At 34.0% G+C, this 18443-nt stretch carries 17 protein-coding genes; 13 read left to right on the forward strand and 4 right to left on the reverse strand.

All coding sequences use genetic code 11. The features are described 5' to 3' along the window. Nucleotides 1-209: 209 nt before the first annotated feature. Both DYE31_RS05695 and DYE31_RS05700 read left to right on the forward strand, forming a co-directional pair. A complete protein-coding gene (locus tag DYE31_RS05695) occupies nt 210-1040 on the forward strand; it encodes an alpha/beta fold hydrolase (RefSeq protein ID WP_015900614.1) in 831 nt (276 codons plus the stop codon). 192 nt (nt 1041-1232) lie between these two features. After that, nucleotides 1233-2189: an L-lactate dehydrogenase gene (locus DYE31_RS05700; RefSeq protein ID WP_015900613.1), complete on the forward strand. Its 957-nt coding sequence runs from the start codon at nt 1233-1235 to the stop codon at nt 2187-2189. A 62-nt stretch (nt 2190-2251) separates the two neighbouring features. On the opposite strand, the gene mnmM is transcribed toward DYE31_RS05700, so the two are convergent. Together mnmM and mnmL are read right to left on the reverse strand one after the other, a co-directional pair. After that, the gene (gene mnmM, locus DYE31_RS05705) at nt 2252-2809 is read right to left on the reverse strand and encodes a tRNA 5-(aminomethyl)-2-thiouridylate-methyltransferase MnmM (RefSeq protein WP_015900612.1); all 558 of its coding nucleotides are present in this window, start codon (nt 2807-2809) and stop codon (nt 2252-2254) included. 4 nt (nt 2810-2813) lie between these two features. Continuing rightward, the gene (gene mnmL, locus DYE31_RS05710) at nt 2814-3770 is read right to left on the reverse strand and encodes a tRNA modification radical SAM protein MnmL/YtqA (RefSeq protein ID WP_015900611.1); all 957 of its coding nucleotides are present in this window, start codon (nt 3768-3770) and stop codon (nt 2814-2816) included. A gap of 268 nt (nt 3771-4038) precedes the next feature. On the opposite strand from mnmL, the gene DYE31_RS05715 reads away from it, so the two are divergent. The 3 genes from DYE31_RS05715 to DYE31_RS05725 all read left to right on the forward strand — a co-directional run bounded on the left by DYE31_RS05715 (nt 4039) and on the right by DYE31_RS05725 (nt 8464). Next, the gene (locus DYE31_RS05715) at nt 4039-5217 is read left to right on the forward strand and encodes an MDR family MFS transporter (protein ID WP_015900610.1); all 1179 of its coding nucleotides are present in this window, start codon (nt 4039-4041) and stop codon (nt 5215-5217) included. A 494-nt stretch (nt 5218-5711) separates the two neighbouring features. Then, complete coding sequence (gene leuS / locus DYE31_RS05720) at nt 5712-8126, forward strand: leucine--tRNA ligase (RefSeq protein ID WP_065865389.1); 2415 nt, start codon at nt 5712-5714, stop codon at nt 8124-8126. Nucleotides 8127-8146: 20 nt separating this feature from the next. Next, entirely contained in the window at nt 8147-8464 is a 318-nt protein-coding gene (locus DYE31_RS05725) for a rhodanese-like domain-containing protein (RefSeq protein WP_015900607.1), read from the forward strand. 56 nt (nt 8465-8520) lie between these two features. Here the strand turns inward: DYE31_RS05725 and DYE31_RS05730 are convergent, their stop codons facing one another. Beyond that, nucleotides 8521-9777, reverse strand: a complete 1257-nt coding sequence (locus DYE31_RS05730) for a BaiN/RdsA family NAD(P)/FAD-dependent oxidoreductase (protein ID WP_065866053.1) — start codon at nt 9775-9777, stop codon at nt 8521-8523. Between the two features lie 281 nt (nt 9778-10058). Here DYE31_RS05730 and DYE31_RS05735 point away from each other — a divergent pair, with 281 nt between their 5' ends. The 8 genes from DYE31_RS05735 (at nt 10059) to DYE31_RS05770 (ending at nt 18011) form a co-directional block, all read left to right on the forward strand. Continuing rightward, nucleotides 10059-11693, forward strand: coding sequence for a putative polysaccharide biosynthesis protein (locus tag DYE31_RS05735; RefSeq protein ID WP_015900605.1), 1635 nt, complete (start codon nt 10059-10061; stop codon nt 11691-11693). Beyond that, a complete protein-coding gene (locus tag DYE31_RS05740; protein ID WP_046099167.1) occupies nt 11693-12388 on the forward strand; it encodes a pseudouridine synthase in 696 nt (231 codons plus the stop codon). The genes DYE31_RS05735 and DYE31_RS05740 overlap by 1 nt, the downstream gene beginning before the upstream one ends. Before the next feature lie 18 nt (nt 12389-12406). Further along, entirely contained in the window at nt 12407-12829 is a 423-nt protein-coding gene (locus tag DYE31_RS05745; RefSeq protein WP_015900603.1) for a YtxH domain-containing protein, read from the forward strand. A gap of 205 nt (nt 12830-13034) precedes the next feature. Beyond that, nucleotides 13035-14444 carry a dipeptidase PepV gene (pepV, locus tag DYE31_RS05750; protein ID WP_015900602.1) on the forward strand — a complete coding sequence of 470 codons (1410 nt, stop codon included), beginning with the start codon at nt 13035-13037 and terminating at the stop codon, nt 14442-14444. A 4-nt stretch (nt 14445-14448) separates the two neighbouring features. Continuing rightward, nucleotides 14449-15303 (forward strand): D-amino-acid transaminase, encoded by an 855-nt coding sequence (dat, locus tag DYE31_RS05755; RefSeq protein ID WP_015900601.1) that lies wholly within the window; start codon nt 14449-14451, stop codon nt 15301-15303. A 335-nt stretch (nt 15304-15638) separates the two neighbouring features. After that, nucleotides 15639-16430, forward strand: a complete 792-nt coding sequence (locus DYE31_RS05760) for a phosphotransferase family protein (RefSeq protein WP_046099168.1) — start codon at nt 15639-15641, stop codon at nt 16428-16430. A gap of 13 nt (nt 16431-16443) precedes the next feature. Beyond that, nucleotides 16444-17079 carry a tRNA (guanosine(46)-N7)-methyltransferase TrmB gene (gene trmB, locus DYE31_RS05765; protein WP_015900599.1) on the forward strand — a complete coding sequence of 212 codons (636 nt, stop codon included), beginning with the start codon at nt 16444-16446 and terminating at the stop codon, nt 17077-17079. Nucleotides 17080-17186: 107 nt separating this feature from the next. After that, nucleotides 17187-18011 (forward strand): YtnP family quorum-quenching lactonase, encoded by an 825-nt coding sequence (locus DYE31_RS05770; protein WP_015900598.1) that lies wholly within the window; start codon nt 17187-17189, stop codon nt 18009-18011. A 61-nt stretch (nt 18012-18072) separates the two neighbouring features. Here DYE31_RS05770 and DYE31_RS05775 read toward each other — a convergent pair whose 3' ends face one another. After that, a complete protein-coding gene (locus DYE31_RS05775; protein WP_015900597.1) occupies nt 18073-18384 on the reverse strand; it encodes a hypothetical protein in 312 nt (103 codons plus the stop codon). Nucleotides 18385-18443: the final 59 nt, after the last annotated feature.

The raw sequence follows: 18443 nt of genomic DNA on the forward strand, positions 1-18443 counted from the left end.
CAATAATGTATGAAAACGTTAACAATATATAAAAATACACCATTTATCAAAATATTACAAAAACAGTAAACAATGTTAGATTAATTTTTCATCATATGATTTAAATAATACTTATTTTAAAAGAAGAGAACTAGGTTCAAAATAGATTTTATTGACTTTATTTTGATACAATAGATTTAAATATTAATAGTAGAAGGGTAGTCGTTGATATGTGGAAGTGGGAAACAGAAAGTGAAGCAAAAGGAGTTATTGTTATTGCTCATAATTTATTAGAACATACTGGGAGATATGCTTATGTCATTACTTCTTTAAGACGAAATGGTTATCATGTGATTATGGGTGATTTGCCAGGGCAGGGACAAACATCACGTTCTAATAAAGGTCAAATTGACAACTTTGAAGTCTATCACGAACATATCCTGGAATGGTTAAGAATTGCTAGTGAATATAAGTTGCCTACATTTTTAATGGGTGTAGGTTTAGGTGGCTTAATTACATTAAATTTACTTGAAAGAACAGAATTGCCAATTGAAGGCATTATTCTTTTATCTCCACTTGCAGCTTTTCAAAAAAATAATAAAACACGCAAAAACATGCTTACTTCAAATGTGGGCGCAGGTGTTAAAGATATGCGTTTTAATTTAGGTATTGAGCCTGAACATTTAACTCGAAATGAAGAAGTTATAGAAGAAACAAAACAAGATGGATTGATGTTGAAAAAAGTTTCTTATCATTGGTATAAAGAAGTTGTTAATGTGATGAAAAAAACAATGGAGCATTTGGAAGATATTCAAAGCATTCCAATGTGCTTAATGTACGGTAAAGATGACAAAATAGTTGAAACTGAAGCTATTTTAGAAATTAAAAATCGTGTTAAATCTGATGAACTTTATTTTAAAGCTTGGGATGGCTTATACCATGAAATTCATAATGAACCAGAGCGACCTTTAGTCATGCGATATATTTTAAGTTATTTAAATAATAAGGTGAATGCCTTAGGGTTTATACCGAATGATGTTGATGATCAAATCGAAATTTAAAATGGAGTAACCAGCAACTTTTTCAAATGTGTTGCTGGTTTTTTTAATGTTTTTTCTAAATGAAAAATTAAAAAAATCAATATACTCAGTTTGAATAAAAAAGATTGATTTTCATTATAGAAACTGGTATCTTTATTATGTGAAATAAATCATATAAGGAAAGTGATTTTCGAAAAAGGAAGGGTAAGTAATATGAAAAATATAAAAGCGAATAAAGTAGTATTAGTGGGCGATGGTGCTGTAGGTTCAAGTTATGCTTTTGCTATGGTAGCACAAGGTGTAGCTGATGAATTTGTCATTGTTGATATTGCCGTAGATAAAGTAAAAGGTGATGTGCTTGATTTAAATCATGGAATGCCTTACGGTGAATCGCCATCTATCATTAAAGCAGGATCATATGAAGATTGTTCAGATGCGGATTTAGTTGTAATTACAGCTGGTGCTCCCCAAAAACCAGGTGAAACACGACTTGATTTAGTTGAAAAAAACACTAAAATTTTCAAATCAATTGTTGGTCAAATTATGGATAGCGGATTTGATGGTATTTTCTTAATTGCAGCAAACCCAGTTGATGTATTAACTTATGTTACTAAAAAAGTTTCTGGTTTACCTAAAGAACGCGTTATTGGTTCTGGTACTATTTTAGATACAGCACGCTTCAAATATGAATTAGGTGCAGAATTCGGCATTGCACCTGAAAGTGTTAATGCAAGTATTATTGGTGAACATGGTGATTCTGAATTAGCGGTTTGGTCACAAACAAGCATTGCTGGACAAAATCTATACGATATTTTAAAAAGTAATCCTGAAAAAGAAAAACGTATTGAAGAAATTTTCTTAAATACACGTGATGCAGCGTATGATATCATTCAAGCTAAAGGTGCAACATATTATGGTATTGCAATGGGACTGCTTCACATTTCTAAAGCAATTTTACGAAATCAAAATCTTGTATTGACTGTGTCTAGTTATTTAGAAGGTGAATATGGTAACGAAGATGTTTATATTGGTGTTCCGACACTTGTTAACCGTGCAGGTGCAGTGAAAATTTATGAAACATCATTAAATGAAAAAGAAACTAAAGAGTTCAATCACTCAGTTGAAGTTTTAAAAGACATTACAAAAAGTGTAGATAAATTATTTCAATAATTAACAATTAGCAAAACGTCCGCAGATTTTTAATTTTTGCGGACGTTTTGCTCTGTTGTTTTTTATCTTTTTTCAATGGCACAAATATAAGGCGGGTTATTACGTTGATTAATAAAACCATATTGTAATATATGTGCTTTTTGTTGATCGAAATTTTTAAGATACTGATATACTGTCTCACTCTCAATTTTCCCTTCAGGATGTCCTGGATAGATAACGAGAACAATAATTCCTTCAGGTGAAAGCATTTTGAAAATGTTTTCTATGGCTGTGATAGTAGTATCGGCTTCTGTGACAATGTGTTTATCGCCTTTAGGTAAATAGCCTAAATTAAAGATAGCGGCATCGACAGGATAGTCATTAGATTCAATGTATTGTTCAATATTTTCATGCCCATCATGAATTAAAATAGTGTTGTTGAGGTCTCTGACTTTTAACTGTGCAGCTTTAATGGCTTCTTCTTGAATATCAAAGCCATAAACTTTTCCATTTGGAACGTGTTCAGCTAAAAATAATGTGTCGTGTCCATTTCCGCATGTTGCATCTATTACTGTACTGCTTTCATTAATATGCGATAAGATAAGTGACTTAGCAAAAGGTAATATGCGTTCTACTTTCATTTGGTTATTTTACTTCCTGCTTTTTCTTGAAATGTTGACCTTGAGCAGAATGGCGTCTTGCAAGTTCTGCATCGATTGCGTTAAGAACTTCCCATTTATTAACACTCCACATTGGGCCTACCATTAAATCAATAGGACCATCTCCAGTAATACGGTGGATAATCATTTCAGGTGGTATTACTTCTAATTGATCACATACAAGACTGACATATTCTTCTTGTGTCATAAATTCAAGCATACCTTTTTCGTATTGTTTTACCATTGGTGTTCCTTTTAATAAATGAAGTAAATGGATTTTTAAACCTTGTACATCCATTTGCGCTACTGTTTTTGCTGTTTCCATCATCATATCGTAGTCTTCACCTGGCAAACCATTGATAATATGAGAGCATACATTAATATTATACTTTCTCAATTTAGCTACTCCATCATAATATGTTTGCATATCGTGAGCGCGATTAATTAAGTCAGATGTTTCTTGATGTACTGTTTGTAAACCAAGTTCAACCCATAAATACGTACGTTTATTTAAATCAGCTAAATATTCGACTACATCATCTGGCAAGCAATCAGGACGTGTACCAATTGATAAACCAACAACACCAGGTTCTTTTAAAACAGGTTCGAATTTCTCTTTTAGCACCTCGACAGGTGCATGTGTATTTGTGAAAGCTTGGAAATAAGCAATATATTGTCCATCGTGCCATTTTTCATGCATTTTTTCTTTGATTTCTTTAAATTGTACGTCAATTGGATCTGCACGGTTACCGGCAAAATCTCCGCTTCCTGCTGCAGAACAAAATGTACAACCTCCGTGAGCAACTGTACCGTCACGGTTTGGGCAGTCAAAACCGCCATCTAATGCAACTTTAAAAATTTTGCGACCAAATTTATTTTTTAAATGGTAATTCCATGTATGGTAACGTTTATCTTCAAATGCATACGTAAAATAATTACCCATATGACATTTTCCTTTCTATAAATTAATCCATTTTAAGATTTTACCATAATTTCAGTAGTTATGTTTGAAGAGATTAAGATAAAAGGGTTTAATAACTCTTGCAAGTGTAGTATTATTTACTAGTTGCAAAAAATCACATTTAACTTAATTGGTTTACTTAGAAATTTTCGTTGCACTTCAATCGAGTGTATACGGAAATTTTCTTTGATTTTTTAATAAAAAATATGTCACATATATTCTAAAAATAGACAGAAAGCGGGTGTTGCAGATGAACATGCCTAAAGAAGTATGGTGGCTTGTAATAGGTATGGCAATTAATATCACAGGGGCAAGTTTTTTGTGGCCTTTAAATACAATTTATATGAGTCAAGAATTAGATAAAAGTTTGACTACAGCCGGAATAGTTTTGATGGTGAATTCGCTTGGGATGGTAGTTGGAAACTTATTAGGCGGAACATTATTCGATAAACTAGGCGGTTTTAGAACTATCATGTTAGGGACAGTTATATGTTTATGTGCTACGACATTACTTAACTTTTTTCATGGATGGCCTTGGTATGCTGTATGGCTAGTAATGCTCGGATTCGGCGGGGGAATAATTATTCCTGCAATATATGCAATGGCTGGAGTAGTTTGGCCCAATGGAGGACGTCAAACATTCAACGCTATTTATTTAGCTCAAAATTTAGGCGTTGCATTCGGTGCAGCAATGGGCGGCTTCGTAGCAGAACTCAGTTTTAATTACATCTTTATCGCCAATTTGTTAATGTATGTTTCATTCTTTATTGTTGCAGTCACACAATTCAATATTAAGTATAAAGGTAAAGTGAAAATACCAGATACAAATGAGTGGGCTGCTAAAAAGTATCGTAAACGATTTATAGCGCTTTTGCTACTTTGTGTCATGTTCGCAATTTGCTGGATTGCATACATCCAATGGGAAAGTACGATTGCTTCATTCACTCAAGAATTAAAAATTTCTATGAGCCAATATAGTTTGCTTTGGACTGTAAATGGTATCATGATTTTGGTAGCACAACCTTTAATATATCCAGTTATACGCCTTTTAAAAGGAAACTTAAAAATGCAGATGCTTGTTGGTATTTTTGTATTTATTTTATCTTTCTTTATCACAAGTTTTGCAGAACAATTTTCAATATTTATGGTCGGTATGATTATTCTCACATTAGGTGAAATGTTCGTATGGCCCGCTGTACCGACAATTGCAAATCAACTCGCACCAGAAGGTCGTCAAGGTTCGTACCAAGGTATTGTCAACTCAGCTTCAACTGTTGGTAAAGCCTTCGGTCCGTTAATTGGCGGTGTGTTGGTAGATACATTTAATATGCAGGTAATGTTTTTATCGATGATGGGACTGTTAGCAATTTCAATATTCTTCTTAATGATTTATGATAAAAACTTAGACAAAAAAGAGCTGAATAATTAAAATAATTAAAATTAACGTGTGTTTCTTATACAGAAAGAACGCACGTTTTTTTCTATTAAAAACCGAATGTCATATTCATTATGGCTTTAGTTAAAAACAAAGTTGTTAAAGTGATCAAAACGTACAGAGTAAATCCTGAATGTTTTAAAAATAATATTACTTAAAACCGCTTAATATCGTTTAATATATTAATTGCATTGCCATAATCGATAACGTTAAGAGCTTGCATTTAAAGTGAGAATAAAATATAGTAATAGATGTATATGGAGTAGTAGTTTAAAAAACTCATGAAGAGAGCTAGTGGTCGGTGCGAACTAGATGAGTCGTTTAAATGAACTTACCAACGAATAAATTTATGAATAATACAGCTCGAGCTATTATGGATGAGGTGCGTAGAAATACGAATGAAGGTGGTACCGCGGCAAATGTCGTCCTTCATAAGACAAAATCATAATGGTTTGGGTTGTATTTTTTATTGATTAGGAGGAAGCAAAGTGAGTTTTAATCATCAAGAAATTGAAAAGAAATGGCAAGATTATTGGGCAGATCATAAAACATTCAAAACAAATGATAATCTTGGCCAAAAGAAATTTTATGCTTTAGACATGTTCCCATATCCTTCAGGTGCTGGATTGCATGTTGGACATCCAGAGGGGTATACAGCAACAGATATTATTTCTCGTTATAAACGTATGCAAGGATACAATGTATTACATCCAATGGGATGGGATGCATTTGGTCTGCCTGCAGAGCAATATGCATTGAATACAGGAAATAATCCTCGTGAATTTACGAACCAAAATATTCAAACGTTTAAACGTCAAATTCAAGAATTAGGATTCAGTTATGATTGGGATCGTGAAGTCAATACAACAGATCCGGATTATTATAAATGGACTCAATGGATTTTTATCCAGTTATATAATAAAGGTTTGGCTTATGTAGATGAAGTTGCAGTTAACTGGTGTCCAGAATTGAAAGCAGTTCTATCAAATGAAGAAGTTGTTGATGGTGTTTCTGAACGTGGCGGATATCCTGTATACCGCAGACCAATGCGTCAATGGGTACTGAAAATTACAGAGTATGCTGATCGTTTATTAGAAGATTTAGATGATTTAGATTGGCCAGAATCCATCAAAGATATGCAACGTAACTGGATTGGTCGTTCAGAAGGGGCAAAAGTTGCTTTTGAAATTGAAGGTCGTCCTGAAAAAATCGAAGTATTTACTACAAGACCGGATACAATTTACGGAGCTTCATTTGCGGTATTGAGTCCGGAACATGAACTTGTAAATGAAATTACAACACCAGAACACCAAGAAGAAGTCAAAGCATATCAAAAAGAAGCTTCCATGAAATCAGATTTAGAAAGAACTGATTTAGCAAAAGATAAATCTGGTGTATTCACAGGTGCTTATGCAATTAATCCATTATCTGGTGAAAGATTACCGATTTGGATTGCTGATTATGTATTGTCTTCATATGGTACGGGAGCTGTAATGGCTGTTCCTGCTCATGACGAACGTGATTATGAATTTGCTCAAAAATTTGATTTGCCTATTAAAGAAGTTATTGAAGGCGGAGATGTTTCAAAAGAAGCTTATACAGGCGACGGTCCTCATATTAATTCAGGTGACTTAGATGGATTAAACAACGAAGAAGCCATTAAACGTGCAATTCAATTACTTGAAGAAAAAGGTGCCGGAGAGAAAAAAGTGAATTATAAATTGCGTGATTGGTTATTCAGCCGTCAACGTTATTGGGGCGAACCAATTCCTATCATTCACTGGGAAGATGGAACAATGACAACTGTACCGACAGATGAATTGCCTTTATTGCTTCCTGAGACTGATTCAATTGAACCATCTGGAACAGGAGAATCTCCTTTAGCAAACATCGATGAATTTGTGAATGTTGTAGATCCTGAAACAGGTATGAAAGGGCGCCGTGAAACAAATACAATGCCGCAATGGGCTGGAAGTTGCTGGTATTACTTGCGTTATATCGACCCGCATAATGAAGAAATGTTGGCTGACCCTGAAAAATTAAAACATTGGTTGCCGGTGGATTTATATATCGGTGGTGTGGAACACGCTGTACTTCACTTGTTATATGCTAGATTTTGGCATAAAGTGCTTTATGATATGGGCGTTGTACCTACTAAAGAACCATTCCAAAAATTATTCAACCAAGGTATGATTTTGGGTGAAGGTAATGAAAAAATGAGTAAATCTCGCGGTAATGTCGTTAACCCTGATGATATCGTGCGTTCACATGGTGCAGATACTTTAAGATTATATGAAATGTTTATGGGACCGCTTGATGCAGCGATTGCTTGGAGTGAAAAAGGATTAGATGGTTCTCGTCGTTTCTTAGATCGCGTATGGAGATTGCTTATTAATGAAGATGGTTCATTAACATCGAAAGTTGTAGACACTGATGATAAATCATTGCAAAAAGTTTATAACCAAACTGTTAAAAAAGTGACAGAAGACTTTGAAACGCTTAACTTTAATACAGCTATCAGTCAATTAATGGTGTTCATCAATGAAAGTTATAAAGCAGAGCAATTGTACAAACCTTACGTTGAAGGATTTGTAAAAATGTTAGCACCGATTGCACCTCACTTAGGTGAAGAGTTATGGTCAAAACTTGGTCATGATGAAACAATCACATACCAACCATGGCCTGATTATGATGAAGCCTTCCTTGTAGATGATGAAGTAGAAATCGTAATTCAAGTTAACGGTAAAGTAAGAGCAAAAGCATTTATCCCTAAAGATGCATCAAAAGAACAAATGGAAGACATTGCATTGACAAATGAAAATGTTAAATTAGATATTGGGGATAAAGACATTAAGAAAGTGATTGCCGTTCCTCAAAAATTAGTCAATATTGTTGCAAAATAATTAAGGAAGGGGAAATAAAAATGGAATCTATTACTACGGATGAATTAAAAAAGAAAATATTAGATCATTCACCGGTACATGTTGTGGATGTAAGAACAGATGAGGAAACTGCTACTGGCATTATTCCGAATGCCACTACAATTCCTATGGATCAAATTCCAGAACATTTAGATGACTTTAATGATCACGATACGTATTACTTTATTTGTGCTGCAGGTGTAAGAAGCGGCAGAATAGTTGAATATTTGAATCAACATAAACCTGAAGTGCATGCAGTGAATGTCGAAGGCGGCATGAAAGCATGGGGAGACGAAGGTCTAGAAATAGATAGTATTTAATTAAAATTTGAGCCGAGTCAGTTATCAACTGGCCCGGCTCATTTTTATATTGATTTTTAATTTTGATAGATACCAGCATTCATTCCAGAAACACGTCCTGTAACTAATGCACTAGTGATATTATATCCACCAGTATAGCCGTGGATATCTAAAACTTCACCACATAAAAATAATCCAGAGGTTTTTTTAGACATCATTGTATGAGGTTCTATTTCTTTTATGGAGACACCGCCGCCTGTTACAAATGCTTTTTCAATCGACAAAGTCCCGTTAACTGTAAAGGTAAATGATTTAAACAGATGTGCGATTTCTGCAATTTGTTGATTTGAGATATGATGTCCTGTTGTTTCTTCTTCGATTCCTGCTTGTTCTAAAATGAAATTGAGATAACGTTCTTCAATCATTCCTCGCAAACTGTTTTTGATATATTTATCAGGTGTTTCGTGTATTTGCTTTTTAATTCTGTTTTGCAATTCATTTTCTTTTTCATCTGGGAAGACGTCTAGCTTCATTTGTATTTCTTGCTTTTTCTGAGACTTTTGTTCTTTATAAACAAACTGACTGCATCTAAGTGCACCAGGTCCGCTTACGCCAAAATGTGTAAAGAGCATGTCCATACGATGCGTAATGCGCGGTTTTCCGTTTTTCCGTAATACAGATAAAGATACATCTTTAAGGCTTAATCCTTTTAAAGTTTTTCTGATAATAAATGGTTCTTTAGATGTAATAGGTACTTCGGTTGGAAAAAGTTCTGTTATTGTATGTCCCAATTCTTTTGCGAATTTATAACCGTCTCCAGTTGAGCCAGTTTGAGGTACGCTTGTACCGCCTGTGGCAATTACGACTGTTTTAGAAGTGTATTCATTGCCTTCAGCATCGATAATTATGAAGTGATCATCTGACTTTTTGATAGTTTTGATTGCGGTTTCTTCTAACACTTCTACGTTATTGGTTGATAACTCATTTATCAGTGCATCGACTACATCTTGAGCACGGTTAGACACAGGGAACATTCGGCCATGATCTTCTTCTTTTAATTGAACACCACGTGATTCAAAAAATTCAATAATGGATTCATTATCAAAGACTGAAAAGGGGCTGTAGAGGAATTTGCCATTCCCAGGTATATGGCGAATAATTTCATCATAGGGCAGACGATTTGTAACGTTACAACGACCACCGCCAGAAATTTTCAGTTTTCTGCCAAGTCCTTTTTTCTTTTCTATTAATAATACTTTGTCTGAATGTTGACTGGCCGCAGCAGCAGACATCAAACCACTAGGACCACCGCCGATTACAATTGTTTGATACATATTTAGATAATACACAATCTGCATAAAACAGTTGGATATGTGTATTTTGCCTCCTTTAAATTTGATTTTTATAATGAAAATGCGTTAACGTAAGTTTTCGAATGTATAAATGATTTACTTTACTGTTATATTATGGCATAGTCAAAACTGTTGTTTAATTCTTTGAATTTTCATTTCTGTTAAGGCTATTTTAGGCTATAATACATATGAAAAAAAGTAGTTGCCAACAAATGTTGGTGGTAAAATAAAATTAAATCTTAATATCAGATAGGAAGAGTGTCATGAATGAAAGTCAAGAACTAGTAAGAGGGACCTTTCTACTTACACTGAGTATATTGATTACCAAAATACTTGGTGTGCTCTTTATTATACCGTTCTATGCAATTATAGGCGGTGAAGAGAATTTGGCCCCATTCAACTATGCATATGCGCCTTATAATATCGCAATTGCAGTGGCAACAGCTGGTGTACCATTAGCCGCTTCTAAATATGTTGCCAAGTACAATGCATTAGGCGCGTATCACGTCAGTCAGAAATTATATCGCTCAAGTTTTATAGTGATGAGTATTACAGGTGTGTTAGGTTTTATTATTCTATATGCCTTATCACCAATGATTGCTACTTTAACATTAGCACATGAATCTAATGTTAAAGGCGGTTGGACTGTTGCCGACATCACTTGGATTATTAGAATTATCAGTATGGTAGTTATTTTTATCCCATTGCTCGCAACATGGCGCGGAGTGTTTCAAGGTTATAAATCAATGGGACCAACAGCGGTTTCGGAAGTTACAGAACAAATTGCACGTATTATCTTTATTTTAGTTGGAAGCTATCTCGTTTTAAATGTCTTCCATGGTTCTGTTTTATTAGCCAATGGTGTCGCAACGTTCGCCGCTGCAATCGGTGCAATTGCGGGTATCTTAACCCTTTGGTATTATTGGCGAAAAAGAAAACCATTTATTGATGAAATGACTGCTTCAGATCATACTGGGATTGATGTACCTTATACACAAATGTATAAAGAAATCATTTCATACAGTATTCCGTTTGTCATCGTGAGTTTGAACTTCCCATTATTTAACATCGTAGACCAATTAACACATAATAACGCATTAGATATTGCAGGAGTACCACAACAACTTCATGATTATTTCTTTACAATTCTTAATATGACAACGAATAAAATTGTAATGATTCCAACATCATTAGCAGCAGGTTTTGCCATTAGTTTGATTCCATATATTACAAAGACATATGAATCTGGCCAATTACATGAGATGCATAGACAAATTCGTACATCACTTGGTGTGCTGATGTTTATTACAGTACCAGCAAGTTTAGGAATTATGGCACTTTCATCACCGTTGTATACAGTGTTCTATAGTTACAATGGCGATGGCAGCATGTTGTTATTTTATTATGCACCAGTCGCTATCTTAATTTCGTTATTAAGTATTACGGCTTCTATGTTGCAAGGTATTGATAAACAAAAATTGACAGTATTTGTGATTGTTGCAGCTGTTGTTTTAAAAGCAGTATTAAATATTCCGTTAATTGTAGCATTCCATACAGCGGGGGCAATTTTAAGTACTGCAATTGCACTGTTGTTTGCTAATATTTGCAACTTTATCATACTGAAAAAATACGCTAAGTTCACTTTTACAGAAACATTTATTCAATTCGCTAAAATATTCATCTATGGTTTCATTATGATGATTGGTGTTGAATTAACATTTTGGTTATTGCAATTATTTATTTCACCGCAATCAAAAATCGGCAGTTTAATTATTCTCTTAGCAGGTGTCATTGTAGGTGTAGTTATCTATGGAGGTATCACATTGAAAACAAGATTAGCTGATCAATTCTTAGGTGATTTGCCTGGTAAAATTCGTAGAAAGTTAAGAATTTCATAATGCGGCTTGATAAATATTTAGCTAACATGGGTGTTGGCACACGCAGTGAAGTGAAACAGTTATTAAAGAAAAATAAAGTTCAAGTGAACGGGAAAAATGAAAAGCAGAGTAAAGCGCATATTAATCCCGATACTGATGAAATCACAGTGGATGGCAACTTGATAGAGTATGTGGATAAAGTTTATATTATGTTGAATAAACCAGCAGGTTATATTTCTGCTACGGAAGATGAAGAACAATCTACCATCGTGAGTTTGATTAAAGACTTTCAGCACATGAAAATTTTCCCAGTCGGAAGACTAGACAAAGATACTGAAGGGTTGATATTGTTAACCAACGATGGTCAATTTAATCATGACATCATGAGCCCGAATAAACATGTTTCTAAAATTTATCGTGTGGAAGCAAAAAATCCAATCACAGATGATGATATTAAGCAATTTGCTGAAGGTGTTGAATTATCTGATGGTAAAACTAAACCAGCACAATTGGAGCGTACAGAGAATGAAAAAGTAGCATTTGTTTCAATTCGAGAAGGTCGTTACCATCAAGTAAAAAGGATGTTTCATGCCATCGATAATGAGGTACTGAATTTAAAGCGGGTTCAAATTGGAAAACTCAAACTGGATTCTAATCTTCCTAAAGGTTCCTATAGAGAACTCACACAAGAAGAAATAGAATTAGTGAAACAATAAAAAGTGAAGGTGATAGTTATGGCAAAAGGAAGTAATTTTTTAAAAGCAGTTGTAGGTATTGGTGCAGCAGCTGCAGCAGTTTTATTAACAAGAAAAGACAGCAGAGAAAAATTAAAAAATGAATATGATAAATATAAAGAGAACCCTGAATCTTATAAACAAAACGCAAAAGATTTAGCTTCTCAAATCGCATCAAATGCATCGGAAACTTTTAATGAAGTTAAAGAAAATCCTAAAGAATATGCAGAAAAAGTAAAACAAGATCCTAAAGGATTTGTAAAAGAACAAAAAGAACGTTTCAGTAATGGAAATCAAGATGCTTCAGCACCTACTTTAGATGATGCAAAGCAATCTGATGAACCAAGACATAATATCAGAATTGTAACTGATGAAGATTTAAAGAATAATGAAAATAAATCTTCTGATAATGACACAAAATAATATGATATCACAGCGCCTTAGTTTTAATAGCTAAGGCACTTTTTTTATACTTAAAACTCGAAATTTAAAATTTAATCTTATAAATCCTTTCAAATCAGGCTTGGATAAAATTGACAGAAAATTTATTGAGTTACTACTGTTGTTTGAGAATTAGTTAGGGTAAAATAGAGAGTGAACTAAAAATTGAGAAGGAAGTTGATCACGAATGTGGAAAGAAAAAGTGCAAGAATATGAAGATCAAATTATAGCTGATTTATCCGGATTACTATCTATAGAAAGTGTTAGAGATGATAGTAAAGCAACATCTGATGCACCGCTCGGACCAGGACCAAAAGCTGCGCTTGATTATATGTATCAACTCGCAGAACGTGATGGATTTGCTACACATGATGTAGATCATGTGGCAGGAAGAATCGAAGTCGGTAAAGGTGAAGATTTATTCGGCATTCTTTGTCACGTCGATGTTGTCCCTGCTGGAGAAGGATGGGATACACCACCTTTTGAACCTACAGTTACAGATGACGCGATTATCGCTAGAGGCACTTTAGATGATAAAGGACCTACAATCGCAGCATATTATGCAGTTAAAATTTTGAATGATATGAATGTTGATTGGAAAAAACGTGTACACATTATTGTAGGTACAGATGAAGAGTCAGATTGGATTGGCGTAAACCGTTATTTTGAATCTGAAGAAATGCCTGCTTTAGGTTTTGCGCCTGATGCTGAATTCCCTGCAATTCATGGTGAAAAAGGTATCACTACATTTGATATTAAACAAGAAAATAAAACAGCTGATGAACAAGGTGCAGATGTCGTATTGGAATCATTTGAATCAGGACAACGTTATAATATGGTACCTGATGAAGCGGTTGCACGTCTGACTGTGAAAGCAGATGATCTTGATATTACAGAACTGTACCAAAATTATTTAGATGCGCATGACTTAAATGGTACAAGTGAGTTAGATGGAGATACTTTAGTTTTACGCTTAAAAGGTAAAGCAGTTCATGGTATGGATCCTTCAATAGGATTAAATGCTGGTTTATTCTTGATTCATTTCTTAAATGAATTGAATCTAGATAGTCAAGCAGCAAAATTTACGGACTTAAGTGAAAGATATTTATTTGAATCACACTTTGGAGAAAAAATGGGTATGAAATTCCATACTGATAAAATGGGAGATTTAACAACAAATATCGGTATTATTTCATATTCAAAAGATAAAGGCGGAGAATACGGCATTAATTTACGTTATCCGGAAGGATTTGAATTTGATGACGCAATTAAACGTTTTGCAAATGAAGTAAATGAATTGGGATTTGAATTAGATTTAGGTAAGGTACAACGCCCTCATTATGTTGATAAAAACGATCCGTTTGTACAAACACTTGTACAAGCATATCGTAACCAAACAGGGGATATGACAGAACCGTATACAATTGGCGGCGGCACATATGCACGTAACCTAGATAAAGGCGTAGCATTCGGAGCGATGTTCAGCGACTCAGAGGACTTAATGCATCAAAGAAATGAATACATCACTAAAAAACAATTATTTAATGCAACTAGCATTTATTTAGAAGCGCTATATGCATTATGTGTGGAGGAATGACTATATGACTAATAAAGTGTTATTGAATGGCCGATTTGTAGATGAGAAGGACGCAAACATCCCGTATAACGATAGAGGATATAATTTTGGCGATGGTATTTATGAATACATTCGTGTTTATGACGGAACGTTGTTTACTGTTAAAGAACACTTTGAAAGATTTTTACGCAGTGCTGCAGAAATCGATATCGATTTAGAAGAAACTGTTGAATCTTTAACTCAAACAGTTCAATCATTAATTGACGAAAATAATGTTCAAAATGGCGGAATATATATCCAAGCAACTAGAGGCGCATCACCTAGAGATCATGCTTTCCCTGGACCAGATGTAAAACCGCAAATAATGGCATTTACAAAGAGTTATGGCAGACCATTTGAAGAACTTGAAAATGGTATCTTTGCAGTAACAGTTGAAGATATTCGTTGGTTGCGTTGCGATATTAAAAGCTTGAATTTACTGGGCAATGTATTAGCGAAAGAATACGCAGTGAAATATAATGCAGCAGAAGCTATTCAACATCGTGGAGATACAGTAACTGAAGGTGCTTCAAGTAATGTCTATGCGATTAAAGATGGTGTGATTTATACACATCCAATTAATAATTATATTCTTAACGGTATTACACGTCAGGTAATTAAAAATGTGGCAGAAGAAGCAGATATACCATTTAAAGAAGAAACATTTACTGTTGATTTCTTGAAAAATGCAGATGAAATTATCGTTTCAAGTACTTCTGTTGAAGTAATGCCAGTTATTAAGTTAGATGGTGAAGCAGTAGGCGAAGGTAAAGTCGGTCCGATAACACGTAAGCTTCAAGAAGGCTTTAATCAGAAAATTGAAGAAAGTCACAATAAATAAATTTTAAATATATGAACATAAAATCCAACGTTTAACACTGATTTGTGTTATAATTTTTAATTGTCGCTGCATTGTAAAGAATGAATATCTGTAGCAGCAATTCGAGTAAATAAAGAATACAAATTAATTAAAAATGTACTTAATATGAATGTTTCATAGAAGGTAAAATGTGTCTTTTAGTTTCTCATTTTTGGTTGAAATGATAGGTTAAAAACTATAAAATTAACAATGAGTGCTAAAGGATTGAACGGATTAAAATGTATTTTTAAAATGTAAAATATGGCTCTTGAAATACTATTCTTGAGCCATTTTCTATTGAAAGCGAGGTGAACGTGTTGGAGCAGTTTTATCAGTTAGGGTGGACATTGGATTCTGCTGGCGGTGCATCTGGTGAAGCCTATATGGCAGAACAAGATGGTCAAAAATTATTTTTAAAAAGAAACTCAAATCCTTTTATCGCAGCTTTATCTGCAGAAGGTATTGTACCTAAACTAGTTTGGACTAAGCGGATAGAAACTGGGGAAGTTGTAACCGCACAACATTGGAAAAATGGGCGAGAACTTACTTTTGAAGAGATGAATCAAACAAGAGTAGCCAAGTTGCTAAAAAAGATTCATAGCTCTAAAACGCTTTTGACAATGTTGAAGCGCATGGAAATGGAACCTATAACTCCAGATATTTTATATCAAAAAATCAACACTTCGCTTTCAAGACAAGTGCTTTCTCATCATGTTATTAGAAAAGCGTTAACTTATCTTGAAGAACATAAACCTAATTTAGATCCTCGTTTTTATACTGTAGTTCACGGTGATGTTAACCATAATAATTGGTTATTGTCAGATCATGATGAATTATATCTTGTTGATTGGGAAGGTGCGATGTTAGCAGATCCAGCGATTGATATCGGTATGCTGCTTTACAATTACGTTCCTCAAAGTGAATGGTCTGAATGGCTTGAAAAATACGGTGCAAAAGAATCATTAGATTTAAGCAAACGTATGAAATGGTATACAGTTATTCAAGCTATTGGATTAGTGGAATGGAATGAAGAACAAAAACGTTATAAAGATATGAATATTTGGCTGAAATTCTTAAATGAAGTAATGAACAGCAACGTATTTATTTGAGGAGAATTATCAAATGAGATTAAGAAATAAACCTTGGGCCGAGGATTATTTACGTAAACATAATACAGTTGTGGATCTTGATGGTACTCATGCTGGAAAGATGTCTGAGTGGTTTGAAAAAGACCAACCTATATATATAGAAGTTGGTTCTGGCATGGGACAGTTCATTACGGAACTTGCTGCTCAACATCCAGAAGTTAACTTTGTATCATTAGAACGAGACAAAAATGTTATGATTCGTGTGTTAGACAAAGTTTTGGAAAAAGATTTACAAAACATTAAATTAATTTGTAATGATGCTATGGAATTAACGGATTATTTCAAAGATGGCGAAGTAGACCGCGTATATTTGAACTTTTCAGATCCATGGCCTAAAAAACGACATGCGAAACGTCGTCTCACTTATCACTCATTTTTAGCTTTATATAAAGCAATTTTAAAAGATGAAGGTGAGATACATTTTAAAACAGATAATCGCGGACTTTTTGCTTATAGTTTAGAAAGTATGTCTCAGTTTGGAATGTATTTTACTAAGATTAATTTAAATCTTCACGATGAAGATGATGAAGATAATATTGAAACTGAATATGAACTGAAATTTGCTGATAAAGGATCACGTATTTATCGTATGGAAGCAAAGTTCCATTAAACAATGAACTGCATTCGATTGAATGCGGTTTTTTTGGTTTGATGCATTTGAAATTCAATAATACAAGCCATATACTTAAGTTAAATAGTTTCAAATGGAGGGGTATTATGGAATTAGGGGATTTTAAAATCCATTATTTGAATGGTGGTATGACAAATATGGATGGCGGAACAATGTTTGGCGCTGTTCCTAAACCATTATGGTCACGCAAACTAGAGCCTAATGATAAAAATCAGGTCAGAATGTCTACACATCCTATCCTTGTTTTGACGGAAGACAAAAACATTTTAATTGATACGGGTTTAGGTAATGGTAAATTGACTGATAAACAAAAGCGCAATTCTGGCGTTGAGAATGAAAGCTTTGTTAAAGAAGAATTAGCGGATTATAATCTTTCACCTGAAGATATAGATATTGTATTGATGACCCACATGCATTATGATCATGCAGCAGGATTAACAGACAATGAAGGTCATGCTCAATTTCCAAATGCAATTCACTATATCCAGCAAGATGAGTGGCATGAGTTCAATGCACCTAATATTAGAAGTAAAGCTACATATTGGCCGCAGAACCAAGGAGATTATAAAGAGAATATCATATTATTTGAAAATGACATAGAACCTTATCCTGGTATTAAAATGCAGCATACAGGCGGTCATAGTTTTGGCCATAGCATTATAACGTTTGAAAGCAAGGGTGAACATGCTGTGCATATGGCAGATATCTTACCATCACATGCACATTCAAACCCATTATGGTTAACTTCATATGATGATTATCCAATGCAAAGTATACGAGAAAAAGAACGTTTAATACCTTACTTTATCCTAAATGATTATTGGTTCTTGTTTTATCATGATGCAGATTATTTTGCAGTTAAATTTGATAAAAAGGATAAAACAATAAAGGAAACAATCAAGAGAAAATAAAAAACGATGCTTTCTTTTTTAGAAAGCATCGTTGATTATTAAGTAATTAAGCACTAATGAATTATACTTCTTTTATGTTAATAATCTTACCATTTGTGGCATCTGCAACAAATTCATAATTGCTGACTTTACCATGGTTTTCAGTAGTCACTCCGCCACGATATACTTCATATTCGATACCGTCTTGTTCAAAAGGCTGAGGTTCTGAGACGATGTATGACCCAGTTACATTCATAAAGTAACTTTTAACCTCTTCAATGAGTTTGAATGGGTTATACTTTTTAGTGCCAAGGATAGTGAGGTAAACAAATACACCGCTCACTAAAACTGTGATTGGTAAAACTAACAATAACCAAATTTTTTTTCGAGACATCTCAATTTATACCTCCACTTACGTTATATTAATATTCTATCATAAGTGAAGGGCATTAA

It is taken from the genome of Staphylococcus carnosus, assembly GCF_900458435.1.
Taxonomy (GTDB): Bacteria; Bacillota; Bacilli; order Staphylococcales; family Staphylococcaceae; genus Staphylococcus; species Staphylococcus carnosus.

Coding starts and splice junctions, on each gene's coding strand:
- DYE31_RS05735 (WP_015900605.1), top strand. CDS start 10,059: ATGAATGAAAGTCAAGAACTAGTAAGAGGGACCTTTCTACTTACACTG.
- dat (WP_015900601.1), top strand. CDS start 14,449: ATGACTAATAAAGTGTTATTGAATGGCCGATTTGTAGATGAGAAGGAC.
- DYE31_RS05700 (WP_015900613.1), top strand. CDS start 1,233: ATGAAAAATATAAAAGCGAATAAAGTAGTATTAGTGGGCGATGGTGCT.
- DYE31_RS05770 (WP_015900598.1), top strand. CDS start 17,187: ATGGAATTAGGGGATTTTAAAATCCATTATTTGAATGGTGGTATGACA.
- mnmM (WP_015900612.1), bottom strand. CDS start 2,809: ATGAAAGTAGAACGCATATTACCTTTTGCTAAGTCACTTATCTTATCG.
- DYE31_RS05775 (WP_015900597.1), bottom strand. CDS start 18,384: ATGTCTCGAAAAAAAATTTGGTTATTGTTAGTTTTACCAATCACAGTT.
- pepV (WP_015900602.1), top strand. CDS start 13,035: ATGTGGAAAGAAAAAGTGCAAGAATATGAAGATCAAATTATAGCTGAT.
- mnmL (WP_015900611.1), bottom strand. CDS start 3,770: ATGGGTAATTATTTTACGTATGCATTTGAAGATAAACGTTACCATACA.
- DYE31_RS05730 (WP_065866053.1), bottom strand. CDS start 9,777: ATGTATCAAACAATTGTAATCGGCGGTGGTCCTAGTGGTTTGATGTCT.
- trmB (WP_015900599.1), top strand. CDS start 16,444: ATGAGATTAAGAAATAAACCTTGGGCCGAGGATTATTTACGTAAACAT.
- DYE31_RS05715 (WP_015900610.1), top strand. CDS start 4,039: ATGAACATGCCTAAAGAAGTATGGTGGCTTGTAATAGGTATGGCAATT.
- DYE31_RS05745 (WP_015900603.1), top strand. CDS start 12,407: ATGGCAAAAGGAAGTAATTTTTTAAAAGCAGTTGTAGGTATTGGTGCA.
- DYE31_RS05695 (WP_015900614.1), top strand. CDS start 210: ATGTGGAAGTGGGAAACAGAAAGTGAAGCAAAAGGAGTTATTGTTATT.
- DYE31_RS05740 (WP_046099167.1), top strand. CDS start 11,693: ATGCGGCTTGATAAATATTTAGCTAACATGGGTGTTGGCACACGCAGT.
- DYE31_RS05725 (WP_015900607.1), top strand. CDS start 8,147: ATGGAATCTATTACTACGGATGAATTAAAAAAGAAAATATTAGATCAT.